Consider the following 22,493-nt stretch of genomic DNA (forward strand, 5'->3'; position numbering starts at 1 on the left):
CCTTCGTAACTAAAATCTGCGCTCAGCAGGATCGGATTCCGTATAACGGTCGCTCTTGCTGTCCGCAATGACAGTTACCCTGCTGATCTGTATACCATTCGTCAGCTGCAGGGTCTGATTCTCGTGGGTTACCACGGAGAAAATGTTAGGCAGCTTCAAGGTAAATGTGCCGTCCTTCACCTGCAGCATGGTATCCGGCTGATAGCTGTAATAACGAATGCTGCCATTGGTAAGGCTGTATCTGCCGTTGACCACACTGCCCTGTTTTACAGTATACCAGTCATCCCCTGCAACTGCAAACGTATTTTGACCATTTATGATAATCTCCGGCAGGTTCCCGCTCATATCGACGGTAACAGTCGTGGATTTATCGTCCTTATCGGTCAATTCAATCCGATAGCGGTCAGCGTCTGCCACCTCGTCCCACGAGAGCGCGGTAAGCTGTGCATCCCACTCTGCCGTGTTGATAAGACGATTCATCGGGCCATAGCTGACCGCAAGCGCCTCATTCACGTTTGCCAGCGACGCACTCGGTGCTTCCAGCTTCACACGCGGGAATACCACATCGCCGCTCGATACCCAGACCGAGCTTACCTGTCCCGCCGACTGCGAAATACGAGCCTCGAACCGTACAGAACAGCCTGCGTATTTCGTATCCAGATCGGTCAGGCTGCAGACGTAGCTGTCGCCGCTTTCGCTCATTGCAGAAACGGGGTAAGTCACTATTGTGCCGTCCGTCCCGGTGATTTTTGCCCGCAGCAGATAGGTACTGCCGCCGGGCGGTACGCTGGCCGCATTCTCCGGCGTAACGGTGACCTGCAGGCCGCCGCTTCGGAAGCCGGCCGCCGGAATCGGGTTGTTTGCTGTCGCATTCCAGTTGTACGACCACTTGACGCTCGGCGTATTCAGACGCATCGGCACGGTCATCGTGTACACGATACCGTTCGGGCTGTCCGCGTAGCCGGAATCATCAGCAGCCACCGCCACCAGATAGAGATCGATGGTCTTGCCGGCGTAATCCTCCAGACTGCGGCTTACCGAGCAGGTGCCGCCCCTGACGTGCACAAGCTCACCCAGGACAGCGGCCGTTTCGCCCTCTGGCTGCACATAAATCTGATAGCCTGCACAGCCGTTTTCGCTGCCGATGGCACTCCAGCCGATGGTGTATTCCAGCTCGTTGGTATCCGGGTTGATTACCAATGGCTGTCCCGGACGCTCGAGGCGCTGCTTGACAGCGTACTTCTTCGTCGTACTCAGGCCAACCTCGCCGTATGCCTGTCCCAGACGGGTAACGGTCAGCTCAACCTCGGCGTACTGCCAGTCATCCGCGCTGATGGTGAACGATTGGGAAGTATTCGGATTCTCCTGCGTACCGTAAACCTCGTTGACCGGAATGCCGATTCTTGCGCCTGCCGCAGTAATGCCGGTCAGCTTGACCGTGTACTGCGCTCCGCTCTCATTCGGCTGTGTCCACGAGAATTTGTAGCTCATGCTGCCGTTTTCAACAAGCTTCATCGGTTCATTGAGTTTCGGCGCTGCCAGCGGCTTGATGTTCAGCGCTGCGGCTTTAATGTAGTTTGCAAAGTCATTCGCATGGCCAAGAACATGGCTGTAAATGGTCTTGTCCTGCTGCTGAACGCCCTCCGCGCTGTAAGTCCGCAGCGTAACGGATGCATCGTCGGCCTGCCGGGTATCGCCATAGGTGTAAACCGGTCCCAGACCGGAGGCGGCGTACCATGCACGCACCTGACGATTTGTGACATTCTCCGCGAAATACTCCTTCGGCAGGTCGCGGAAGTTTGCCGTAACCGTGTTGCCCGCCGAGGTCAGCACATCCTCATACGCAAACACATACTCATTTGTGCCAACCGTGCCGAGCACCTCGATACGGTAAATCGGCGGTGTTTCCATCTGCGGCTCGTTGACCGTCAGTGCAGCCGTGACCGTGCAATCATCCACCGTACTGCCCGAGTACGATACCGACAGATTGTTAATACTGCCGTCCGGCTTGTACTTCGGCGTGTCGGTCGGGATGGTATCCGTCACGGAGGCCGGCTGAATGCCGTTCGTAATGCCCGCCGCTGCCGTGACGATCAGCTCCTTCAAATCATCGCCGTTGATCTCGGCGGTATGATTGTTCTGATCAATGGTCACGGTCTGCGAGCCGAGCCTGAAGGTGACTTTCCAGTTGCTGAATACCGCATAATCCGCAAGGTTTTTCAGCGAGATCTGGTATTTCGCGCCATTGTTCCAATGGCTCACCAGTCGGATATTGACATCCGGTGTCGGCAGTACCGACACATCCTGCGTCGCCGCAGTTTTCCATGCAGAAGGCGCGGTATCCTCAAACAGACTGACAGCACGAACCGACAATGTAATGGTCTTGCCTGCTGTGTCTGCCGCAAGGCTTGCCGGCAGCTGGAACGAACCGCTGGTCGTACCGGAGCCGTACGCCTGCGTGCCGTTCAGCTTCGTGTCCCACTGTCCCTGTCCCTTTTGGTTCGGGATAAAGCGCAGATTGGACATTACTTCCTTGTCATCAACGAGCACTGTACCCTCGTAGTACAGAGGACGGTCCGTATCCTCGATGGATACATCGAAACTGCCGTCTGTCTGCTGTTTCAAATCGACCATGAACGAGGCATCCAGCTTTTTGTCGGTTTGGCCGTGCTCCATGTCGCGATAGTTCTCTCGAACATACTCATCAAACAGCTTTTGCTTTGTGTTGAACACCGTATTCTTTTGATACAGCAGCGGGCGCAGCCACGAAGCACCGTGTCCATTCGTCTGTGCAATCTCTCTATATGTTGGTGTATCCGGCATGGTGAACAAAATCCGTCCCGTAATTTGGTCAGAACCATTGATATTCGTACGGATAATGCCATGCTCATCGATCGTAGAGTTTGCCGTTGTTACATTGTAATACATCCGGTTGTCTGTATAGTCGATCACGCCAAGCTGCGGACCGGCAATGGCGGCAAAGCTCTTATTCGCCCATTTTCCGTCACTGCCTGCCCAGTATCCATAGGCAACCATGCGGGAAAATCCCTTTCGTGATTCATTGCGCGTATTACTGCTGTCAAAGATTCGTCCGGCAGTGTTCGTCAAGCCCCATGTATCAAAGAAATAATAATTGTTTCCCACCTTATCACCGCTCAGGGAGCTGCTCAGGCTGGCGTTATTCAGCGATACGATGCCTGTACTGGTACCCGCATCCGAACCGATGACCGAGTAACAGTTCTGGATATAAGTATTATCCTGCGCCACAGTGCCGTCCTTATACCGGTCGCCAAAGATGCCGGCGATATAATTGTTGCCGCCGACCAGTGTTTCCGCATAGTTGCGGCAGCGGTCGATATTCAGCACGATATTTGCGGTCGAAGTGCCGATTGGACCGCCGTTCTTGCTGCTTGCCGTATCTGTTGAGAAGTAACCCACGATACCGGAGGCCATGGAGGATGAATAGATCTTAACGCCCGGCGCATTGACACAATCCGAAACGTTAATGGTGAACTTCTGTGCAGCATTTATATCATACGTCGTATAAACCGTAACGTTGCCAAGGATGCCCGCACTGTCGTTCGCGCAGTCCTTGACCCTCTTGCCGTTCTCCCAATGATAATAGTTTGCACCATCCCGGCCAAAAACGCTGCCGTGATTCTGACAGCTGATGATATTGAAATCCTGACCGGAGGCCGCATGATACAGCTGTGCCACGATACCGCCGGATGCACCGACCCAGCCGGTTTCATACGTGGTCTGCAGATTGCCGTAGTTGTAGCAGTTCTCAATCGTACCGCCGTTATTGGTCCACTGGCCGACGATACCGCCCGAATAGTGCGATTGATAGCCGTACACCGTGCCATAGTTGACACAGTTTTCGATCGTCCAGTCGGTTGTGGTCTGGTTGGTCTGTGTGCCGATGATACCGCCTGCAAATCGGCTGGTCGCGCCGTTTGCCAGCTGGCGGCCGACAAACGCCTGATTGAGCAGATAGGACAGGTCCTTTTCGCTCTCGTTCATGCCGACAATACCGCCGGTGCCGACACCGATGCCGTCCGACTTGTTGACCAGCAGCCAGCTGCCGCTGACGCAGCGATTCAGCTCACCGGTCGGCGCGTTGTAGCCCGCCACGCCGCCAAGGTTGCCGTTGCTCGATACGATGATCTGCATGGTGCGGTCTGCCGCTATGCTCTTGCTGCCGCCGTTGTAGGATAGTCTTTCCACATCCGTCCGGTCTGCCCACTTTACCCAGGTGGAATCCGCAGACAGCTTCTGTGCCTCGGCATTGGACAGCAGGTCGCTCACCTTGCTGACATTTTCCATCAAGGTTTCGGTGCTCTTATCGCCGGACATGGTGATCGTGCCCTTGTTATAGCCGGTCACACCGCCGACCATGCCGTTTTTGACCGTGATCGTGCCGGTTCCGGTATTGTCTATGTAGCACTGCTCGATGATGCCGGTCGTATCATTCTTGCCTGCAATGCCGCCGATATGCGAGGACAGGCGTTCCTTCTCAGCCGCCGAGCTGGTGGAGGTTGCGGTGTACACACCGTCCGCCGTCAGTGTCAGCCTGGAAACGGTGCTGCCCTGCAGCAGACCGCCGTTCAGTCCGGCAATGCCGCCGTAGCAGTTGCCGACCGCGCTCTTTCCTTCGTCGATCGTGCCGGAGTAAGTGCATTCGGTTACCTTGCCGCTTGCATTATTCTGACCGACTACACCGCCGAGATAGGTATACTTCGTGAATTTTTCAAAATCCGAGGTGACCTTCACCTTGCTGACCGTACCGCCCGCTCGATTGATGCCGACTGCACCGCCGACCTGCAGCGTGCTTGCGGAAACGCTGTATGTCGGCTGCTGCGAAACCTCGGTTGCAGTGACCGTACCGCTGTTGTCTCCGACAACAGCACCCAGAATGAATGCACTGCCGGAAATCGTGATATGATCGCCGAGTGTCGCTCCCTGAACCGTACCGCCCTTGTGGTTTACCGCACAGATCGCGCCTGCCGCAGTCTTGTTGCGGGTGATAAGCGTTACCCTGTTATCCGTGCCGACGCTGCAGCTCCTGATCGTGCCGTAGTTTTCGCTCGCAACGCCGCCTGCATAGCCGTCGTTACTGGTGACACTGCCGTTGCCGATACAGTTCTCGACCATGCTGCCCGCGCTGTTCATGCCGACAATGCCGCCTGCCGCACCGACATTTGCGGTCACCTGACCGAGATTCTTCGCGTACCGCAGAACAGCCTTTGCGCCCTCCTGCGCGCCAACAACGCCGCCTGCACTGCCCGCCGCTGCGCGGACCTCTGCCGCCTGATTGGTCAGGCAGTTGATGCTCGTGCCGCCGAGTGCGCCGCGGTTGATGCCGGCAATACCGCCGACCATACTGCTGCCGCGCACGGTCAGCTTGTGATCCGCGGCAATGACATCGCCCTGCACGCTGCCGCTTGCCGGACTGAGCGTGCCGGTTGCGGTATTCACGCCGATCACGCCGCCGACACCGCTGCCGCTGCCGTTGACACGGCGCTTTCCTGCCGGTGTGCTCGAAAGCACGATCGTACCACCGTTTTCGCCCGCAATACCGCCGACACGGCCTGCACCGCTGACATTGGCACTGCTGGTGTTGTTCTGTATCCTGCCGCCGCTGAGATTATAGCCGACGATGCCGCCGACCGTGTTCCGTCCGGTGACGGTGCAGTTTTTCTCGGTCGTACAGTTTTCAATCGTGCCCGCTGTCCTGCCGCCGACATTCAGACCCGCGATACCGCCGATATAATCCTGCGTTGCGCTGCCCATGCTGCCGGAGAGCGTGCAGTCGCGGATGATGCCCTCGTTCAGACCGACCACGCCGCCCATGGCATTCAAGCCGTTCATCGTGCCCTTGCTGGCACAGTGGTCTATCACCTGATTCTCACCGTTGACGCCGATCACACCGCCGATAACGGAAACACGCAGTTCGCTGCTGCCCAGCTCATCGGAGAGCGCCTTCGCGGCATCCGTGTACTTCTGCGCCTGCAGATAGGATACCATATCCACACCGGTTTTCAGCTTGCTGTCCGGGAAGGTGTCCTCTGCCGGACGGTCAAAGCCGCCTGCGTTCAGGCAGTGCTCCACCTTCATCCGGGTCTGCGGCTCACAGCTGCCGATAATGCCGCCTGCATACGCATACGCGCGGATGGTCATGTTGTTGGAAACTGCAGACAGCCTGCCTGCACTGTTGCCGTCCGCTGTGATGGTGATGGTATGCGTATTGGTAGATGCCTTGACCGTTCCCGGCACATTGCTGTTGTTTGCCGCGATGCCCGGCAGAAGCGCATACAGCGTTCTGCCTTCCCGGTCTGTCTCCGTGTAGGTGCGCTGATAACCGATCAGACCGCCGCAGAATGCCTCTGCAGTGACCGTGCCAAGGCTGTTATCGACCTTGAGACCGCCGATCGTGACATCCTCTCCCGGATTGACCACATTTGCACCGATCGCACCGCCGACATAGTACCGTCCCTGCACACTGCTCGGCTTGATGGTCAGCTTCTTCTCGAGCAGCTTTGTCGAAGCATTCAGACCGATCAGACCGCCGACGCAGTCTCCGGTTGCGGCAACACGGCCGCCGATGAGCGTATAATTGATATCAATCGTGCCGTCCGTGTCGTTATAGCCGACCAGACCGCCGACATAGTGTCTGCCGACAACGATACCCGCCACACTCCGGTTGGAGACTGCGTTGTCCTTGTCGCTGAAGGTGATCGTGCCGCTGTTGTAGCCGGTCAGACCGCCCGCATAGCTGCCGACGGCTCCCCAGTCCGTGACACGCCTGTAGATCGCATTATTGGTGTCCGAAACATAACTTGCACAGTTTATGATGGCCGCATTGTTCTCATTTGCACCGCAAATACCGCCGATAAATACATTGTATCCTGCAACGACACCTGTGTTGACGCAGTTTTTGATCGTCGAACCGCCTTTATTCTCACCGATGATGCCGCCGACATACGAATTGCCGATGACATAGCTTGCGTTAACGGTTGTTCTTGTGCCGTTTTCACTGAGCAGTGCCGTCTGCGTATCAGACTGATTCAGCGCACCGATGATGCCGCCGACATACTCGCTGCCAAGAACATAGCCGTTTGCCTCGGTCTCGCAGTCATACAGCACACTTTGTTCGCCGTAGCCGACAATGCCGCCGACATATCTGCCGCGCAGCTTGTCTCTATCCTCCTGCTTATAGGTGTAGCCGTCCGCATATCCGGCACGGCTCCTGCATTCCGAAAGAGACGCATTATGCGCGTAGCCGACAATGCCGCCGATATAATGTCCTGCCAGCGAATGATCATCTGCGGCTGTGCTGCTGAGAATCAGGCCCTCATTTTTGCAGTCAGCCATATCTTTTCCCGTGGCCTGATCCTTGCCGGAAAAATAGCCTGCAATGCCGCCAACCGAGCGATTGCCCGTTACAGCAGCGCTGTTGGTGAGGGTCTTGACTGCGGCATCGTTTGTTGTCAGGCTGCCCGCAATACCGCCGATACCGCGCGCAGTACCGCCGGTCGGCAGCGTACCAGTTACAGTACCCGATGCAGACAGCTTGATTACTGACTTAGAATCGCTGACTTCAATCACACCGGCCACACCGCCGATGCCCTGCGCCTGTGCCGAGGTCAGCGCAGCTTCCACCTCGGCTTCGGTGCCGTCCACGGTATCGCCCTTCAAAGAGCCGTTGCTGTAACCACAGACTGCGCCGACACCCTTGAGCTTGCCCGATGCGATCTTCACCTGCGGATTGAGCAGGCGCAGATCATGGATCGTGCCTGCGTTTTTTTGGAACAGACCAAGATACTCTGCGTCATCGGCAATCGAGGTCTTATCCAGCTTGAGATTACTGATGACATTCCCGCCGGTAAACACGCCGGCAATGCGGTTCAGCAGACCGCCTGTGCCATCCAGTGTCTGATTGCTGCGCAGCGCAGGGATGCTCGGGAAGCCGATATCCTTGCCGGTGGAAACCGAAAGTGCGCCGCGGGCTGCCGTACCGTAAACCTTTACACTGTCGCTCATCCAGTCCAGTGAACGCGCGGTAACGGCAAATGCCGCCGCCGTATCCATATAACGGATATTGGACAGATGACGGAAGGTTTCGATCTCGCACCGGCTGTTATCCGACCGGGTACCGTCACCGAAAAGCGTGTTCGCCTTATTGGATTCGATAGCGTCACTCTTTTGATACTCCTCACCGCCGATGTTTTCTGCATTCGGGTCCGGAAATACCTGCACAGCTGCGTAAACATTCAGCGGGTTTTCCAGTTTGCCGCCGAAGCGCGTGATGCTGGTATCGCTGCTCTGCCGGAAGGCTGCTTTGTTATCAGCGAACAGCTTATCCAGCCGGTCGTACAGCTTCGCATTCATCATACCGTCCAGCACAAGTGTTGCCCGCTTGTTGGAACGGTCGTATTCCACGGGGAAGGTATAATCCTTCGTCGCATTGTCCTCGGTCGTAACCGCAACCGACTGCGAACCCGTTTTCAAATTCCTGCCCGGAATATTGATCGACAGGAGCTGCGCTTTGTCCTCACTGCTGTACAGCTTGACCTCGTAATAAACCTTATCCAGATCCTGATCCTTCACATTGCTCGACCAGTTCAGCGACAGGGTTTCACCATTTACCAGATTGATCGAGGTGATCTTCAGCTTGGTCGCATCCAGACTGACCGCATTGACTGCATCCTGAACCGAGTAATAGCCCAGCCGTTCTTCCCGGCGCGTATCGCGGTCGCGCTTGCTGTAATCAATATCCAGCCAGCTGCCGGACATATCCGCCGGTTTGCTGTCCTCATTCGATCCGTAGTATAGTCCCTTGCAGTTTGTGCCGTAGAAAACCGAATAAACCTGACCGCTTTCCACGTCGATTTCGATGCAGATTGCAGCATTCAGCACACTTTTATCGTAGGTATCCTGCGAAAGAAGCGCACCGACGAGCGCACCGTCACCCGACAGCTCGCCTTCTGCGTATTCGCCTGCATCCAGACGAATGCCGTAAATACGGCCGACCAGCTTTTTCCGGTCCTCATCCGACTCATCAAACGACTGATTCAGCACGCCTTCCTTCTTCACCTTGCTGCAGAATGACTCCCATTCACCGCCGGTACGAAGGTAGGTCAGCTCGGATTCTGCCGACAGATACATGGTCTTAGCGTACGATTCATTCTTTCGGAACTGCGACAGATGGATATACCCCAGAAGGCTCGGTACAGCGATGGCAAACAGAATGCTCAGAATGACCAGTGTAACCACCAGCTCTACAAGAGTAAAGCCGCCTTTTCCGCACTTTTTGCGCTGCTGTGTCATATTCGCTGCCTCCTTCCCTTTGGATACAAGATAAACGGGTATACTGCCCCAATTTAGTCGTTTTATATTTTACCAACTCCTACGTTTTCTGTCAAGTATCGACACCGTTCAACTGCAATCCCCGCTGTTTTCGCTTATTTTCTCCGATATTCACCATGGTTTTCATGCCATACAAAAAGGCTGCCGAAGCGAGCTTCGGCAGCCTTCTGCAATCTTTACGATTTCTGAATTAGAGGAAGATATACTTGAGTACGAACAGTACTGCCAGAACATACATCAGCGGAGCAACCTTCTTGCCCTTGCCGGCTGCAACATTCAGCAGAACGTAGGAGATAACGCCCAGAGAGATACCCTCGGAGATGCTGTAGAACAGCGGCATAGCGATGATGGAGAGATAAGCCGGGATGGACTCGGTCAGGTTGTCCAGATCGAAGTTGATCTCGGTTACGGTGCCTACCATCAGGAAGCCGACCATGATCAGCGCCGGAGCGGTTGCGAAGGACGGGATGGCAGTGAAGATCGGTGCAAACAGCGTGGATACAAGGAACAGGATGCCGGTAACCAGAGCGGTCAGGCCGGTACGGCCGCCGACTGCAACGCCGGATGCGGACTCAACAAAGGTGGTGGTGGTGGAAGTACCCAGAATTGCACCTGCGGAGGTTGCAATCGAGTCTGCCAGCAGAGCGGGCTTGATGCCCGGCAGCTTGCCGTCCTTATCGAGCATCTTCGCCTTGGTGGCAACACCGATCAGCGTGCCGAGGGTGTCGAAGATATCAACGAACAGGAACGAGAAGATGACAACAATGAAGTTTACGATGCCAACCGCGCTGAAATCCACGTTGAAGCACTGGCCGAAGGTCAGACCCAGTCTGGAGAAGTCGGTCATGCCCCAGCTCGGGAACAGAGAATAGAAGCCTGCGTCCGGCGTCGGAACGTAAAGGCCGGTTACCTGACAGATCATGCCGAGGATCCAGGTCAGCAGGATGCCGTACAGGATGGCGCCCTTCATCTTGCGGGTATAGAATACTGCGGTGAAGAACAGGCCGATCAGCGTCAGCAGCGCGCAGATGCCTGCGGTGTGGAAATTCTCCGGGAAGCTGATGATGCCGACCAGCGTTGCGGAGTCCACGCACAGGCCGGAGTTCTGCAGGCCGATGAAGGCGATGAACAGACCGATACCAACCGAAACACCCTTTTTGAGCGTCAGCGGAATGGCATTGAAGATGGCCTCACGGATGTTGGTCAGCGACAGGACGATGAAGATCAGACCCTCAATGAATACGGCCAGCAGAGCGACCTGCCAGCTGTAGCCGTAGCCTGCAACAACGGTGTACGCCATGAAGGCGTTCAGACCCATGCCGGCAGAGAGCGCGAACGGCAGGTTTGCCATAAACGCCATGCACAGCGTGCCCAGGCAGGATGCCAGAGCGGTTGCCAGCAATACCGCGGTGGTATCCATACCGGTGGAGCCGAGTACACTCGGGTTTACGGCAAGGATGTACGCCATGGTCATAAAGGTAGTGATACCGGCCATGACCTCGGTCTTGACTGTGGTTTTGTGTTCCGATAGCTTGAAAACACGTTCAAACATCGAATAACCCCCTTTTAAATTTTCAGGCTTTCGCCTTGATTACTGTGAAATGATACTTTTACTTACTTCCCCTCGTAAGCGACAACCGTCTCCGCCGGACAGGTAGTGATGCGGTCGCGTCCGTGCAGACCCTTGAGCTCCAGCAGGCAGACAACCTTGACCACCTTCGCGCCGAGCTGCTCCAACAGATGGACAGCTGCCTCAAGCGTGCCGCCGGTAGCGATGAGGTCGTCCACAACGACGATCTTCATACCCGGCTTGATGTCATCGCGGTGTACCTCGATGGTCTCCATGCCGTATTCCAGCTCGTAGGACATGCGGGACGTTGCACGCGGCAGTTTGCCCTGCTTGCGGATCGGAATGAATGCCTTATGCAGATTGTACGCCATCGGTGCACCGAACAGGAATCCGCGGGATTCCAGACCGGCGATTGCGTCAAACTCCACGCCGTCCAGCAGCGCAGTCATCTCGTCCACCGCCAGATGGAAGCCGTCCGCGTCACCGAGCACGGTGGTAATATCGCGGAAGATGATGCCTTCCTTCGGAAAATCCGGAATGCTGGTGATATACTGCTCAACCTTACTCATGAAACCTCAATTTCCTCCTTATCCCTGCCGCCCGGCAGAGAATCAATTATGCTGTTTTTACCATTTAGCGCGTAAAACAGCAACACTTCTTATATATTATCAAATCGTGTCGTTTGTGACAAGAGATTGATTGTACGAAATGCAGATTTTTTAACATGAAAATTATTACAGCTATACAAATCCTCATCAAATTGTTCACTATCGGATACGGAGCGAGTGCCAGCCCTTGGCTCGGTGGTTCGCCACACCCGCGGCGGCGGGTAACTCGTTGGCCCAGTAGTTACGGACGGCACCTGAGAGTTTCATCTTTAGTACCTCTTACCTTTTATATAACCGCTATTTACTGTAACCATCTGCATCTCATTTATTGCGTTCTTCCTATCGCTGTGCTATGCTGTGTATATACCGACTAACCTCGTTTATGATGGGAGGCTACTGTGATGAATCGAAAAAGCGTTATCAATATTCTCTGTGCCCTGTCGGCCATGATTGCTGTCGGAATTGCGGTTTGGATCACTCTGACTGCCCACACACCGCACACGATGGACGATTATATCAACCATCAATACTTGATTGGTGTTTCCAGCGGAATCGCACTCATACTATGTATTATCCGCAGCTATATGTCAAAATAGCAGAAGAGACGCAACTGCGTCTCTTTTTTATTCTATGGAGAGCGGTAAACCGCAAGTCTCTCTTCACTCTCACTCTAATTCTCAATTTTCCATTTCTCTCCTCATCCAGCTCATCAGCATTCCAACGATATAGACCTGCTGCTCCGCCGAAAGCGGCACCCCCTGCGGGATGCCATGCCATTTTGCCAGACAGCCGCGGCAGCAGCAGGCGGTCGCGTGCTGCGCGATGAACACCGGATGCCCGCGCATGGGTGTCTGCTTGCCGTCGTTTTTCGGCTCGGCCGGTGCAAGCCGCTTGGAAACGAAATCTGCCGCGTGGTCGGCAACCGTGTTCCATCCCTTATCGCGGATATACTGCTTATCCTGCGTCTTCAAATGAAAACGGCTGCGGAAATTCGAGCGCGAAAGCCGCACGAGCATCTGTGCATAGGTTTCCTGCCGCTGTTTGTCTGTCATTACGCTCACCTCTTTTTATAGTATACTCCGATCGACTTTTTTACGCAATCCGGATAGAACATTTGTTTTCTTTTCCCGAATATGATATACTATCTCTGCATTTGATTTTCTGTATCTTCAAACGAAACGAGGAAACCTATGGAACCGACCAAATTTGATATGAAATATGCCGCTGTCCGGCGTGCGATCATCGAACAGCGCTTTTCCAAGTTAAACGACAAGCAGCGCGAGGCTGTCTATCAGACCGAGGGTCCGCTGCTCATCCTGGCGGGTGCAGGCAGCGGCAAGACGACCGTGCTCATCAACCGCATCATCAACATTCTCAAGTTCGGCGACGGACTGGAAAGTGAATTTGCGCCCGACTGGGCGACCGAAGACGATCTTCTGTTTCTGACCGAATACCTGACCGATCCTAAGCCGGAGAACCGCGCCCGCGCGGAGCACCTGTGCGCGATGAATCCTGCCCGCCCGTGGCAGGTGATTGCGATCACGTTCACCAACAAAGCCGCGCGTGAGCTGCGCGAGCGTCTGGAGTTTGCCCTCGGTGACGAGGAAGCCGCGTCCGCTGTCTGGGCGTACACCTTCCACACGGCCTGCCTGCGCATTCTGCGCAAGCACGTTGACCTGCTCGGCTTTGAGAGCGCGTTCACCATCTACGATGAGGACGACAAGAAGCGCGTCATTCTCAACGTAATGAAAAAGCTCGATCTCGATCCCAAGAATTTCGATCCGCGAACCGTGATGGGCATGATCTCCCGCGCAAAGGACAAGCTGATGACCCCGCGTCAGTTCAGCGCGGATGCCGTCGGTGACTACTTCCGTGAAAAGGTCGCAGACGTCTACCGCGATTACGAAAAGGCCATGAAAAAGGCCTGTGCACTGGATTTCGACGATATTATCATGAAAACCGTGCTGCTGCTGCAGAACAACCCCGAGGTGCTTGAATACTACCAGCGCCAGTTCCGCTATGTGCTCGTGGACGAGTATCAGGATACCAACTACGCGCAGTATGTGCTCACCAGCCTGCTGGCAGGTTATTATGAGAACATCTGCGTGGTCGGTGATGACGACCAGAGTATCTACAAATTCCGCGGTGCAACGATCACGAATATTCTGGAGTTTGAAAAGCAGTTCAAGGACGCGAAAACCATCCGTCTGGAACAGAATTACCGCTCGACCGGCAACATTCTCAATGCTGCAAACGAGGTTATCCGCAACAACGTCGGCCGCAAGGGCAAGGAGCTGTGGACCGACCACGGTGACGGTGCGAAAATCCGTCTGCATCGCTCGGACAGCCAGGAAGGCGAAGCTGCCTACATTGCCGATACCATCCGCGAGGGCGTGGAGCAAGGCCGAAAATGGGGAGATTTCGCCGTTCTGTACCGCAATAACGTCCTGTCGGATAACATTGCCGCCGCATTCATCCGCGCAGGCATTCCGTACCGCGTGTACAAGGGCCGCGACTTCTTCTCGCGCGCCGAGGTCAAGGACATGTTCGCCTACCTGTGGGTGATCGAAAATCCGGCGGACGAGCTGCGTCTGCGCCGCATCATCAACACGCCTGCCCGCAAGATTGGCGATAAATCGGTCGAAACCGCCATGCAGCTTGCCGTCGAGTACGGCACGACACTGTACGATGTGGTATGCCATGCCTCTCAGTACCCTGCCCTGTCCCGCGGTGCCGCGGCAATGGAGAAGTTCGGCGAGATGATCGAAAATCTGCGCAAGCTGCGGGAATTTGTCTCGCTTTCCGAGCTGTACGATGAACTCATGGACAAAAGCGGCTACATCCGTGCGCTGCAGCTCAAGGGCGGTGTAGAAGAGGAAAGCCGCATTGAGCACATTGAAGAGCTGAAATCCTACATTGTCGATTACGAGGACAAGACCAAAACGCCGTCGCTCGGTGATTTTCTCGAGAACATGGCGCTGTACACGGATGCCGACCAGTCCGGCGAGGACGATGACGCGGTTATCATGATGACCATGCATGCCGCCAAGGGTCTGGAGTTCCCTGTCGTGTTCCTCGCGGGCATGGAAGATGGGCTGTTCCCCGGCTTCCGTGCAATGGAGAAAGACGAGGACATGGAGGAGGAACGCCGCCTGTGCTACGTTGCCGTCACCCGCGCAAAGGAGCAGTTGTATCTCACCTGTGCGGAGCGCCGCCTGCTGTATGGCCGCACGCAGTATTCGCATCCGTCGCGCTTTGTTGATGAGATGCCGGAGGAGCTGCTTGAGAGCAATATCACCGAAAGCCGCCGGTTCTCAAACGCAACTGCACCCGATCCCACGCTTTCACGTCCGCAGGTGGCGCGCGCGCGGTATGTCTCTGCCGCAAATACTGCGCCGAGCGCGTCACTGGCCTCGGCAGCTAAAAGCAAGCCGCTGCCGAACTTTGCCGCCGGCGACCGCGTGTTCCATAAGGCCTTCGGCGATGGACTGATCGTATCGGTAAAGCCGATGGGCGGCGATGCCCTGCTCGAAATTGCATTTGATCAGAAGGGCACCAAGCGACTGATGGCCAAGTCGGCCGGACAGTTTATGCACAAAACTTAATATGCAAAAACCCTCTGAACACATTCATTCAGAGGGTTATTCAAACTTAAATTCTACATTTTCTTCAATAATTTCAACCAATTCATGCGGTTTCATATTCAGCGCAAATGCAATCTTAAATAGCGTATCAACATTAGGACTTCTTAATCCACGTTCGATTTTGCTGTAATGTGTACGGTCTAAAGCCGCTAAACCGCTTAATTGTTCCTGCGTAATGCCCTTTTTCACCCGTAATTCTCGTATAATTATGCCAATGCTCTTCGCATCTATCATTCCATCATCCTCCCTATTGTTATGATAACAATAGGGCATTTATTTTATGAGGTCAGTTGACCTCACACAGTAAATATGCTATATTGAATATAAAGAAATTTCCATTACATTCAATGTTTGAATAGGAGATGGCATTATGAGCGATTTGGCATTATTAAAACAATCCGCCGTGAAAGGCTCTATTCGCAATGTACTTATCGATGAATTTGGGAATATCGCCAAAACCCTTGCACCCAAAATCATCGATGCTGTCGTAAAGCTGAAAACAAGGAAACTAACTGTTCTATCGAAGGCTTTGGATACCACACTTCCCAAATTATTGGAAACCGTAGACAAGGGCGTTGCTGCTGCATTTGCTCCAGACCAGCAAACAGTTGACTACTCCAAAGCAATGCTGGATCTTCTTAAATATCAAATGACCATTATTCAGAACGACAACACTTTGTCCCTCTCTGAAAGAAATGCACAGCTTGATGATCTTACGATTAGATACAACGAGTACCAGAGTCAACTTGAGCAATATAAAGATCACGATGCTGGCCGCAAGAAATCCTTTATCGGCTCCATTGTTGCAGGTACTTCTGCTGTTATCGGCGCAGCCGGTATTGCAGCTTTTGTGGCACATCCCAAGGATTTATCTTCTATTATTAAAACGCATCAAAGAACAAAAGCAACCAAGCATGTTTTTGATGGCCTCTTTGATACGTTCAAAAGCATTTTCAGCATATCCCATATTTTCCGCAATCTTTTCACAAAATAAGGACATAAAAAGGAGTTCTCTCACGAGAACTCCTTTTTCACTCTCTCAGCATTTCCCTCAGCTTCTCTATGGCACGTTTTTCGATGCGCGAGACCTGCACCTGCGACACACCGACAATGCGGCTGACCTGCTGCTGCGTCAAATCACGCGAATAGCGCAGACTGAGCACCTGCCGGTCGCGCTCGGGCAAGTCCTGCAGTGCGTCATGCAGCGACAAATGCAGGCAGGTTCTCTCCTCCATTCCCTCGTCACCGACCAGATCACCTACGCGTCCGCCGTCGGACAGTTCCCGCTCGAACGAGTCCACCGACACGTCCGCCTGCTCGCAGGCCGCTACTTCCTCGACCGTCAATCCGGCGGCCTGTGCCAATTCTGATACGGTCGGTGACCGTCCGTTCCGGCTCTCCCAATCGCTTTGCAGGCGGCGCACACGAACCGCGCGTTCCTTGACCGCCCGGCTGACCTTGACCGCGCCGTCGTCCCGCAGAAACCGCCGAATCTCACCCGCGATTTTGGGCACCGCATAAGTAGAAAACTCGTTGCCGCGCGACACATCGAAGCCACGCACGGCCTTGATGAAGCCGACACACGCCAGCTGATACAGATCGTCCGGCTCGGTGCCGCGCCCGTAATACCGCCGCGCGATCGACCAGATTAAACCGCTGTTGTCCTCGATCAGCCGCGCTTCCGCATCCCTGTCGCCCGAAGCCGCCTGCTCGAGCAGCGTGCGCATTTCTCCGGTCACGCCTGCCGCTCCTTCAGCACCTTGACCATCGCAACCAGCGTTCCCTTCCCCGGCGTGGAGCGCACGCGCATTTTGTCCGTGAATGTCTCCATGATGGTAAATCCCATGCCGCTGCGCGTGTCGTCGCCCGTGGTGAACATGGGCTGGCGCGCCTGCTCGACATTCTCAATGCCGCAGCCGGCGTCCTTTACTTTCAGTTCCAGGGCGCGTCCCTCGAACAGCCGCACCGTGACCGTGATAAACCCGCATTTGTCCGCGTAGCCGTGCACAATGGCGTTTGTCACCGCCTCGGAGACCACGGTTTTGATGTCGCCAAGTTCCTCCATCGTTGGGTCCAGCTGCGCGACAAACGCGCCGACCGCCTGCCGCGCAAACGCCTCGTTGACCGAATGGCTCTCGAATTTCAGGCTCATTTTGTTGATGACCGCCCGCATTATTCCTTCCCCCTTTCAAAAACCATCACCTGCGGCAGACCGGCTGCCTCAAACACCCGCATCGGCTGCGGCGGCGTGCCGCGCACCGCAAATTCGCGTCCGCTGCGGGCACAGGTGCGGTACAGGTGCAGGACGACCGCCAGACCGGAGCTGTCCATAAACGTCAGCTCGGACAGGTCGAGCACCAGCTTTTCACACGGAAACAGCACCAGCAGATCCTCGGTCTGCTCGATCGCCGCCCGTGCTGCATGATGGTCCAGTTCACCGGTGTACACCGCGATCAGCGTGCCCTCCTGCCTTCTCTGCGTGATTTGCAGCATATATGTCACCTCGAAATCAGCAAAATATTACCTCTTATATCGCAGGGCACCCCGCCCTGCGATATACCAAACAATATACCTATTGAAAACAACTGACACAAAAATAAAAGGCTTGTACTTTCAAAGTACAAGCCTTATTTTACCTGTTTATTCCATTTTAATCTGTCGCTTTCGGTCGGCCGCGCAAAATCTTCTCGCACTCACCGATGAGGTACAGCGAACCGCAGATAAGAATGCAGTCGTTCATCTTCGCATGCTCCAGCGCAAGCTCGATGGCGTGCTCGGCGGATTCACACTCGTACACGCGCTTGCACGACTGCCGCGCCAGCTCTGCAATCGTGTGTACATCCAGCGAACGCTCACCCGCATCCGGCACACAGGCGTAAAAGTCATCCGCGCGGCTGGCGACCTCGTGAACACAGGTTTCGTAGTCCTTGTCGCGCACCATGCCCATCACAACGTGCAGCCGCTTCATCTTGAGCAGCTCATCCACCGCGTGACACAGGGCATCCGCGCCTGCGGCATTGTGTGCACCGTCGAGCAGGATGAGCGGCTGATCGACCACGCGTTCCAGCCGGCCTGCGATACGCGCCCGCGCCAGACCGCGCACGGCGGCTTCGGTCGGAATGTTCCAGCCGCGCTCGCGCAGTGCGTTTAGCGCCCGCAGAGCCGTCCGCGCATTCTGCAGCTGATGCCGTCCGGGCATGGCAATGGTGTAGCCCTGCGCCTCGTATACGAACGCCGAACCGCCGATGTCACACCGCAGTACGCGGCAGTCCTCCGCTCCGCCGAACCAGACAGCGCCCGCCGCATCACAGGCACGGCGCAGCACCCGCTGTACATCGTTCGGCTGACCGTCCGCGCAGACAACCGCCGCACCCGGCTTGAAAATACCTGCCTTCTCGGCCGCAATGACCGCCGTTGTGTTGCCAAGCACCGCCATATGGTCGAGCGAAATCGGCGTAATAACGCAGACCTCCGCATTTTTGATGACATTTGTCGCATCACAGCGGCCGCCCAGACCGGTTTCGAGAACCACAATATCGCATTCCTGCTCAACAAAACAAAGGAATGCCAGTGCGGTCGTAAACTCAAACTCGCCGATGGTCTCACCCTCGGGCAGTGTGAGCGATTCACACGCCACCGTTACCCGTTCGCACAGGCGCGTCAGATCGTCGTCCGAGATCATCACACCGTCCACGCGGATGCGCTCGTAAAACTGCACCAGATACGGCGAGGTATACAGTCCGGTGCGCAGTCCGGCCGCCTGCAGCGCCGAGGCGATCATGCACGCGGTCGAGCCCTTGCCGTTCGTGCCCGTAAGATGAACAAACTTCAGCCTGTCCTGCGGGTTTCCCAGTGCCTCGCACAGCGCCGTGATGCGGTGCAGACCCGGCTTGCCGGAAAATCTGCCGAGAGAGTGTATGTATTCGATTGCCGTTTTCGGATTTTCGGTATCCATAATAGCTTCTTTCCTTGTATTATAATGATACATTTGATTATAACACAGTTTCATCAAATTGAGAATGGAGAATTACCTTTCCGCAAAAGGAGCGGCACTTACTTCATCTGAACATTCATTCTCCATCTTCACCTCTCCATTGGAAACATAAAAACCACCGAAAATCGGTGGTTTTTATGCTTTTTACTTGATTTCCTCGACCGGAATCTGCTTGAGCAGCTCGCTCGGGCCGCAGCCGGAGCACTTTGCACAGTCGTGCATGCATGCCATCGGATCATCCGGATCTTCCTCACGACCGATCTCGAGGATGGTCGGGTCACCCTGCTTTTCACCGACGAGGAACTTTGCAACCGATTCCTCCGCCGAGCCTTCACAGCCGGGCACGAGCAGCACGCCGAGCATCTCGAGTGCGTTGCGCGTTGCCAGACCGAGTGAACCGCAGATGAGCACGTCGATCTGCTCCAGACCGGCGAACTTGATCAGGTCGGTCGCGGACGTGCCGGCAATCCCGGCAATGCGCTTGCCGACCGGTTCCCGGCCCTCAGTGGTGATAATGAGCACCTCACGGCAGTCGCCCAGATTCTTGGCGATCCGGCCGTTTTCATATGCTACGCCAATGTTCATAACAGACCCTCCACGGTCTTAAGCGCACCGGAAAGCTCGTCCGGCAGCTTTGCATCCTCGATCTTGCCTGCGTCAACCGCCGCAGCCAGCTTCGGGTCGATCGGCAGCTTGGCCAGAACCGGCAGTTCGTAGTGCGCGGCTACCTCGTCAATGTGGCTCTCGCCGAATACCGAAATGTGCTTGCCGCAGTCCGGGCATGCCAGATAGCTGTAGTTCTCCACGATGCCGAGCACCGGAATGTTCATCATCTTCGCCATCTTAACCGCCTTGCCGACGATCATGGAGACCAGATCCTGCGGCGAGGTAACAACGATGATGCCGTCCACCGGCAGGGACTGGAACACGGTCAGCGGTACGTCGCCCGTTCCGGGAGGCATATCGACAAACAGGAAGTCCACGTCATCCCATACAACGTCCGACCAGAACTGCTTGACGGTCTCCGCGATGATCGGACCGCGGTAAATAACCGGATCGTCCTCATGCGGCAGTACCAGATTGATCGAGATCATCTGTACACCGCCTTCGCTGCGTGCCGGAAGAATGCCTTTCTCGCAGCCCTCGAGCTGACCGTGTACGCCGAAGGTCTTGGGGATAGACGGACCGGTGATGTCGGCATCCAGCACACCGCAGGAATAACCCTTGCGCGTCATGCCGACCGCCATCATCGAGGTGAGCAGGCTCTTGCCTACGCCGCCCTTACCGGAAACAACGCCGATGACTTTTTTAACAGAGGCCGCCGGATTGGCTGCAACCTTGAGGCTCTTTTCGCCGCCGCAGTTAGACGAGCAGCTATCGCAATTATGCGAGCAACCCATAAAAAACAACTCCTTACCTATATATCTTGCCTAAAAAACAGTATACCCTAAAAAAGCGTTTTCCGCAAGCATAGCACCGGCTTATTTATTGACAAATGCCAAAAACAGAAAAGCACCGCTGTTTCGTGGGGGAACGAAACAGCGGTGCTTTCGGTTAATAACACAAATTGAAAAAAAGGGAAAAAGAGAAATGAAAAAATCGGATGACGTCAATGCGGGATTTGCGGCTCTCCCTCACTGACAAGTACAGTATACCGTCTTTTTATGCCGAATGTGTGAACGAAATTTGAATATGCTGTGAAGGATATGAAAAGAAAACAGCATATCGTCCAAACCGCAGTTTGGCAGCCAAAAGAGAAACGCCCTGTTTCCCGGGGGAAGGAAACAGGGCGTTCTCGTTGATGCAAATGAAAAGAGTTTAAGAAAAGGTGATAAAATCAAAGAAAAGAGGTTGCCAGCTTGAGAAAAGGGGGAACTCTTACTGACACCTATAGTATATCGCGCAGACACCCTTTAATTGTGAACAAATCGTGAACAGACCTTGAAATATTTTTAACAATGTAAACAAGTACCCCGCTTAACCATTTCAAAGATACTCCGAGACAGGAAAACACCCCGGCTCTGTGGGGGAAACGGAACCGAGGCATTTTCGATCATTTCACAAAATAAAGGGGGTAAAAGAGAAATAAAAGATTGTAGATGACTATCGATTGGGGATTGCGGCTTCCCTTATCGACAATGTTAGTATACCGCACTTTGCTTCAAAATGTGTGAACGAATTTTGAACAGAATTTGAAAGGTTTGTGTACTGCCGAAAGCCCGGTTTCGGACAGGAAAACACCCTGCCTCCGAGGGGGAACGGAAACAGGGTGTTTTCGGTCATTTCACAAAATAAAGGGGGTAAAAGAGAAATAAAAAAAATCAGTAGGCTGTGTCGTTCGGGATTGCGGCTTCCCTCATCGACAATGTTAGTATACCGCACTTTGCCGCAAAATGTGTGAACGAATTTTGAACAGAATTTGAAAGGTTTGTTTCTAAGGCAACACCGCATAATTGAACAAGAGAGATTTGCGAGTAAATTTTGCGTACTGGCAAGACGCGGTGTTGCCTAAAGTTCCTAATTTGCCGTTCGGTGATGAATTTTCCGTGTTACAGCTGTTCGACCATGGTTTTCAGGGCATCCGGGTTCATGGCAGGCGTGTCCTTCAGCGGAAATTCCAAACCAAGCCGTTCATATTTTTCCATGCACAGCTTGTGGAACGGCAGAAACTCCAGCTTTTCAAAGTTGGGATAGCTTTCCGCCTTGGCTTTGACGCGGCGCAAATGGTCCATACCATCGGTCAGACCGGGCACGACCACATGCCGAATCCACAGCGGCACGTTTTTCATCGCGGTCAGCTGCAGGAAACGCTCAATCTGGTCGAAATCCGCGCGGCAGTTCTTGAGATAATCCGCTTTAGTGAGAAATTTCAGGTCGCACAGGACTAAATCTGTGTGCGCGAGCACCTTTTCCGCTTTGGAGAGATTGCCCACGCCGGAGGTATCAAGCGCGGTGTGTACGCCGTGCTCATGCAGCTTGGCGAAGAATTCCTCAACGAATTCGGCCTGCAGGAGCGGTTCGCCGCCGGTGACGGTTACGCCGCCGCCATTCTTCCAGTACGGACGAAACCGGAGAGCCTTGCGGACCAGCTCGTCCACATCGGTCGGTGTGCCGCCTTCGGTCAGCCAGGTATCGGGATTGTGGCAATAGACGCACCGCAGCGGGCAGCCCTGCATAAATACGACGTATCGCACGCCGGGGCCGTCCACCGCGCCGAGGGACTGAATGGAATGAATGTTTCCGGTCATATTGCCACTTTCCTTTCTATTCGGGAAAAATAAATGGCTCCGTGGCTTTGCCGCGGAACC

The 22,493-nt window shown here is 54.6% G+C and carries 15 protein-coding genes; 3 read left to right on the plus strand and 12 right to left on the minus strand.

What is annotated here, in order from left to right:
- Positions 1–9 precede the first annotated feature (9 nt).
- The 3 genes from IEY11_RS10595 to IEY11_RS10605 all read right to left on the minus strand — a co-directional run bounded on the left by IEY11_RS10595 (position 10) and on the right by IEY11_RS10605 (position 11,508).
- The gene (locus IEY11_RS10595) at positions 10–9,330 is read right to left on the minus strand and encodes a prepilin-type N-terminal cleavage/methylation domain-containing protein (protein ID WP_188886512.1); all 9,321 of its coding nucleotides are present in this window, start codon (positions 9,328–9,330) and stop codon (positions 10–12) included.
- A 229-nt stretch (positions 9,331–9,559) separates the two neighbouring features.
- Positions 9,560–10,921: an NCS2 family permease gene (locus IEY11_RS10600; RefSeq protein WP_188886513.1), complete on the minus strand. Its 1,362-nt coding sequence runs from the start codon at positions 10,919–10,921 to the stop codon at positions 9,560–9,562.
- A 62-nt stretch (positions 10,922–10,983) separates the two neighbouring features.
- On the minus strand, positions 10,984–11,508 hold the full coding sequence (locus tag IEY11_RS10605) for an adenine phosphoribosyltransferase (RefSeq protein WP_118753490.1): 525 nt from the start codon (positions 11,506–11,508) through the stop codon (positions 10,984–10,986).
- Between the two features lie 440 nt (positions 11,509–11,948).
- On the opposite strand from IEY11_RS10605, the gene IEY11_RS10610 reads away from it, so the two are divergent.
- A complete protein-coding gene (locus tag IEY11_RS10610; protein WP_118728843.1) occupies positions 11,949–12,143 on the plus strand; it encodes a hypothetical protein in 195 nt (64 codons plus the stop codon).
- A gap of 81 nt (positions 12,144–12,224) precedes the next feature.
- On the opposite strand, the gene IEY11_RS10615 is transcribed toward IEY11_RS10610, so the two are convergent.
- On the minus strand, positions 12,225–12,599 hold the full coding sequence (locus tag IEY11_RS10615) for a DUF4186 domain-containing protein (protein WP_118728842.1): 375 nt from the start codon (positions 12,597–12,599) through the stop codon (positions 12,225–12,227).
- A 138-nt stretch (positions 12,600–12,737) separates the two neighbouring features.
- Between IEY11_RS10615 and IEY11_RS10620 the strand changes: the two genes are divergently transcribed.
- A complete protein-coding gene (locus IEY11_RS10620) occupies positions 12,738–15,152 on the plus strand; it encodes an ATP-dependent helicase (RefSeq protein WP_118728841.1) in 2,415 nt (804 codons plus the stop codon).
- A gap of 36 nt (positions 15,153–15,188) precedes the next feature.
- Here IEY11_RS10620 and IEY11_RS10625 read toward each other — a convergent pair whose 3' ends face one another.
- A complete protein-coding gene (locus IEY11_RS10625) occupies positions 15,189–15,425 on the minus strand; it encodes a helix-turn-helix domain-containing protein (protein WP_118728840.1) in 237 nt (78 codons plus the stop codon).
- Positions 15,426–15,561: 136 nt separating this feature from the next.
- On the opposite strand from IEY11_RS10625, the gene IEY11_RS10630 reads away from it, so the two are divergent.
- The gene (locus IEY11_RS10630; protein WP_118728839.1) at positions 15,562–16,185 is read left to right on the plus strand and encodes a hypothetical protein; all 624 of its coding nucleotides are present in this window, start codon (positions 15,562–15,564) and stop codon (positions 16,183–16,185) included.
- A 37-nt stretch (positions 16,186–16,222) separates the two neighbouring features.
- Here the strand turns inward: IEY11_RS10630 and IEY11_RS10635 are convergent, their stop codons facing one another.
- The 7 genes from IEY11_RS10635 to pflA all read right to left on the minus strand — a co-directional run bounded on the left by IEY11_RS10635 (position 16,223) and on the right by pflA (position 22,433).
- Positions 16,223–16,930: a sigma-70 family RNA polymerase sigma factor gene (locus tag IEY11_RS10635; protein WP_243022600.1), complete on the minus strand. Its 708-nt coding sequence runs from the start codon at positions 16,928–16,930 to the stop codon at positions 16,223–16,225.
- Positions 16,927–17,364, minus strand: coding sequence for an anti-sigma F factor (spoIIAB, locus tag IEY11_RS10640; protein WP_110435313.1), 438 nt, complete (start codon positions 17,362–17,364; stop codon positions 16,927–16,929). Before spoIIAB ends, IEY11_RS10635 begins: the two co-directional genes overlap by 4 nt.
- The gene (locus tag IEY11_RS10645; protein WP_110435314.1) at positions 17,364–17,684 is read right to left on the minus strand and encodes an anti-sigma factor antagonist; all 321 of its coding nucleotides are present in this window, start codon (positions 17,682–17,684) and stop codon (positions 17,364–17,366) included. The genes spoIIAB and IEY11_RS10645 overlap by 1 nt, the downstream gene beginning before the upstream one ends.
- Positions 17,685–17,841: 157 nt before the next feature.
- Complete coding sequence (locus IEY11_RS10650; RefSeq protein WP_188886514.1) at positions 17,842–19,146, minus strand: bifunctional folylpolyglutamate synthase/dihydrofolate synthase; 1,305 nt, start codon at positions 19,144–19,146, stop codon at positions 17,842–17,844.
- A gap of 183 nt (positions 19,147–19,329) precedes the next feature.
- Positions 19,330–19,770: a NifB/NifX family molybdenum-iron cluster-binding protein gene (locus tag IEY11_RS10655; RefSeq protein ID WP_110435316.1), complete on the minus strand. Its 441-nt coding sequence runs from the start codon at positions 19,768–19,770 to the stop codon at positions 19,330–19,332.
- On the minus strand, positions 19,767–20,585 hold the full coding sequence (locus tag IEY11_RS10660; RefSeq protein WP_188886515.1) for a P-loop NTPase: 819 nt from the start codon (positions 20,583–20,585) through the stop codon (positions 19,767–19,769). Before IEY11_RS10660 ends, IEY11_RS10655 begins: the two co-directional genes overlap by 4 nt.
- Before the next feature lie 1,149 nt (positions 20,586–21,734).
- Positions 21,735–22,433, minus strand: a complete 699-nt coding sequence (gene pflA, locus IEY11_RS10665; protein ID WP_118645964.1) for a pyruvate formate-lyase-activating protein — start codon at positions 22,431–22,433, stop codon at positions 21,735–21,737.
- Positions 22,434–22,493: the final 60 nt, after the last annotated feature.

It is taken from the genome of Butyricicoccus faecihominis (assembly GCF_014648015.1).
GTDB classification, from domain to species: Bacteria; Bacillota; Clostridia; order Oscillospirales; family Butyricicoccaceae; genus Agathobaculum; species Agathobaculum butyriciproducens.